This is a genomic window from Azospirillum sp. B506 (genome assembly GCF_000333595.1).
Taxonomy (GTDB): domain Bacteria; phylum Pseudomonadota; class Alphaproteobacteria; order Azospirillales; family Azospirillaceae; genus Azospirillum.
The window spans coordinates 1-1,292 of sequence record NZ_BADK01000713.1 but is presented as its reverse complement, the minus strand read 5'-3'; the positions used below and the strand labels follow the sequence as shown (position 1 = coordinate 1,292).

Sequence of the window (1,292 nt, the reverse complement as noted above, 5' to 3'; positions counted from 1 at the left end):
CGCCCACCGCAAGGAGGTGAAAACCTATACGACAATATTTTTCAATCAGGATTTTTCAGGTGTCGACATCGAAGCCCGGGTGAGTGACAGGTTATGCAATTCCGACCTGGGCAAATCATGTCCGACCCCATGTCTTCCGACGATCTGATGTTCGAGAACGAAGAAGCCGGGCCGGCACCGCAGCCGTCTTCGGCGGCTTTGGCGCCCTGGCCGGTCCTGGTGGTCGACGACGACGAGCAGGTGCACGCGATGACGCGCGTGCTGTTGAAGGATTTCGAGTTCGAGGGCCGCCGCTTCGCCATCGTCAGCGCCTTTTCCGCGTCGGAGGCGCAAGCGATCCTGGCCGAACGGACAGACCTGCCGGTGGCTCTTCTCGACGTGGTGATGGAGACCCAGGATGCCGGTTTGCGTCTGGTGCATCACATCCGGCGCGACCTTGGCAACCGCCACATCCGCATCATCCTGCGCACCGGACAACCTGGGCAGGCACCGGAACGGGAAGCCATCGTCGCCTATGACATCAACGATTATAAGAGCAAGGCGGAACTGACCGCCCAGAAGCTGTTCACCAGCATTGTCGGCGCTGTTCGCGGCTGGCGCGATCTCGTCACCATCGAGACGCTGAACCAATCGTTGGAGCGCCGCGTCACCGAACGCACCGCGGAGCTGGAGCGAAAGACCGCGCTGGCGGACGAACAGTTCCGCTTCATCCAGAATCTGGTGGAGTTGATGCCAAGTCCGGTCTGGTACAAGGACGCCGCCGGTCGCTATGCCCTGTGCAACCGTGCCTTCCGCGACTTGTTTCCGAACTCCGCCGACGAATTCGACTCCCGCGCGCAACCGCTCACAGAGCAGGCGCCGGCCGGTACCGACGCCTTTTCCTTCGAGACCAGCGTGGCCTCGCCAAACGGGGATCTGCGTGAATTGCTGGTGGTGAAGCGTCCGCTGTCGACGCCGGATGGGGGGGTAGCGGGGGTGATCGGCATCGCCACCGACATCACCGAGCGCCGGCGGATGGAGCGGGAGCTTCAGCGTCTTGCCACCACCGATCCTCTGAGCGGCGCCCACAATCGCCGCCATATCCTCGACCTGCTGGAAAGGCTGCTGACCGGGGAGAGTGCCGCAGCGGATGTCCGGTCCGGTCCGGGTGTGGCCTGCCTTGTCATGCTGGACATCGATCACTTCAAGCGCATCAACGACGAGTTGGGGCACGGCGCCGGCGACATCGCGATTCGCAGTGTGGTCGAGGAGATCCGCAGCAATCTGCGCATCACCGATGAAATCGGCCGAAT

At 62.6% G+C, this 1,292-nt stretch carries 1 protein-coding gene; it reads left to right on the top strand.

Features of this window, described 5'->3' with window-relative positions; genetic code table 11:
- Positions 1-147 precede the first annotated feature (147 nt).
- The coding region (locus I71_RS21280) for a diguanylate cyclase (RefSeq protein ID WP_244433966.1) at positions 148-1,292 on the top strand (1,145 nt) is incomplete at its 3' end.